Source organism: Flavobacterium sp., from assembly GCF_049240005.1.
Classification (GTDB): domain Bacteria; phylum Bacteroidota; class Bacteroidia; order Flavobacteriales; family Flavobacteriaceae; genus Flavobacterium.
In genome coordinates this window covers 1-1,866 of sequence record NZ_JBMLTK010000119.1, presented here as the reverse complement: position 1 = coordinate 1,866, position 1,866 = coordinate 1, and the positions used below count along the sequence as shown (strand labels likewise).

The following is a 1,866-nucleotide window of genomic DNA, read 5'->3' as shown; positions in this document are numbered from 1 at the left end:
AGGCAAAAGATATAGCGGAAAACGCGACGGCAGCCGCACCACGTTCAAAATAAACGCAATGCAGCTGCCGGAACGCCCAAAAAAGCGAAGACTAATTGTTGCGGATGCTTATTGGTAAATTATAGATCGTACGGACTGCTTTACCTGCTTTCATGCCCGGTTTCCATTTAGTACGCAGATCTTTTAACACGCGAATGGCTGCGCGCTCGGTGCCGTATCCGGGGTTTTGCAATACCTTGATGTTGCTGATGCTGCCGTCGGTTTCAACCACAAACGAAACCAGCATTTTGAGCGTCGTTCCGCTCTCCACATCCGGATGCTCGAAATTTTCTGCAATGTAGCGGTAAAATGCGGCCAATCCGCCGGGAAACTCAGGCATTTTATCTACCATGCCAGTGCTTATCGGCTTGTCGGACGTACCCGAATCTGAACCTCCCGTATCTGTTGTAACGCCGGTAATTGCTGTACCGTTTTCGGATCCCTGCGGACTACCCGTTGTATTTGTTTCGCCCGTATCCGACTTCGCGGTAGTAACTGTAGATGCCTCGACCGGCGATGCATCAGTGGCAGTAGTAACAGTGGCAAATCCTAAATTTCCGGTTGGGTCAACTGAAGTGCGTTTTTTAGGCTGCTCCATAGCTTTTGGTTCCGGCTTGGGTTCTTCTAACGTTACTTTAGTCAGTCGTACCGGAGTTACAAGATATTCCGGACCGTTGTCTGTAGTAGTTGCAGTTGCATCCGTTCTGCTCGCATACATGAGGGCCGAAACGCCCATACATAAAAGTGCAATGGCTAAGAAAAAGGCTTTGGCCGTTATTTGGTTGGATTTTTTACGCAATTCATAAGCTCCGTACTCCTGATTGCGGTTTTCGAATACTAAGGCGATCCACGACGCACTTACAACGCTCACTGTTCTCATAAAAATAAAAATTTTGGTTAGCGTAGTGGTGTGTCATGACGGCTCTTTTCTTCATAACGCAGAAGGCAGAGCTCTTATTGCGAGCGACTTAAATTTTTTTAGACTCGTTCAAGGCGCGCTGTTCTAAAAAGTCGAGTAGCTTTCGGACGGCGCGACCGCGGTGCGAAATCGCATTTTTTTCTTCTTTACTCATTTCGGCAAAAGTGCGCGTGCTGCCTTCGGGAATAAAAATCGGATCGTAACCAAATCCTTCCTGACCGCGAGTTTCTGTGGTGATGGTTCCGCGAATCTCGCCTTCAAAATAGTGCACGCCTTCGGGTAGTTTTAAGGCAATAACCGTTACAAAGCGCGCCGCTCTATTACTTTCATTCTGCAGTTCGCGCAAGAGTTTTTCGATGTTGGCCGTGGCATTGCCGTGTTCGCCGGCATAACGAGCCGAGTACACGCCTGGAGCAGCATTTAGTGCGGCGACTTCCAAACCACTATCGTCGGCGAAACCCAACACACCGTAATGTTCCGAAAGGTAGTCTACTTTAAGGAGCGCATTGCCGGCAAAAGTTGTTGCCGTTTCTGGAATATCGGGAACTTCCGTCAAATCTAGTAAACTTTTTAGTTCGTACGAAGGCGGGAAAATCTGCTGCAATTCACGTACTTTATTGGCGTTGGCTGAGGCGAAAAAAAGCGTCATTTTTCAAGGATTTTGGCGTTCCAAACTTACGCAATGTCTCAGATTTAGCTTTGATATTTTTCTACAATTAGCTGGCTGCTGGTCTTTGTGGAAAACGGTCGCTGCTGGAATGCCTTTACGAGTAGGGCAACTTTATTTCAAGGCGCAAATTTCCAGAGAGATTTGGCTAAAAAATCACAGCATTCAGCGTTCAAAGCCGCGGCTTTCAATGAGGTAATCGCAGCTGTTTTGCAAGCGTGAAATGGCTTGTTGTTCCCAG

General features: G+C 47.5%; 2 protein-coding genes. Both read right to left on the bottom strand.

The annotated features are described in order from the left end of the window. Positions 1-91 precede the first annotated feature (91 nt). Positions 92-919 carry an energy transducer TonB gene (locus ACOVQQ_RS12165; protein ID WP_421818437.1) on the bottom strand — a complete coding sequence of 276 codons (828 nt, stop codon included), beginning with the start codon at positions 917-919 and terminating at the stop codon, positions 92-94. Between the two features lie 88 nt (positions 920-1,007). Continuing rightward, complete coding sequence (gene rdgB / locus ACOVQQ_RS12160; RefSeq protein WP_421818436.1) at positions 1,008-1,607, bottom strand: RdgB/HAM1 family non-canonical purine NTP pyrophosphatase; 600 nt, start codon at positions 1,605-1,607, stop codon at positions 1,008-1,010. Positions 1,608-1,866 lie beyond the last annotated feature (259 nt).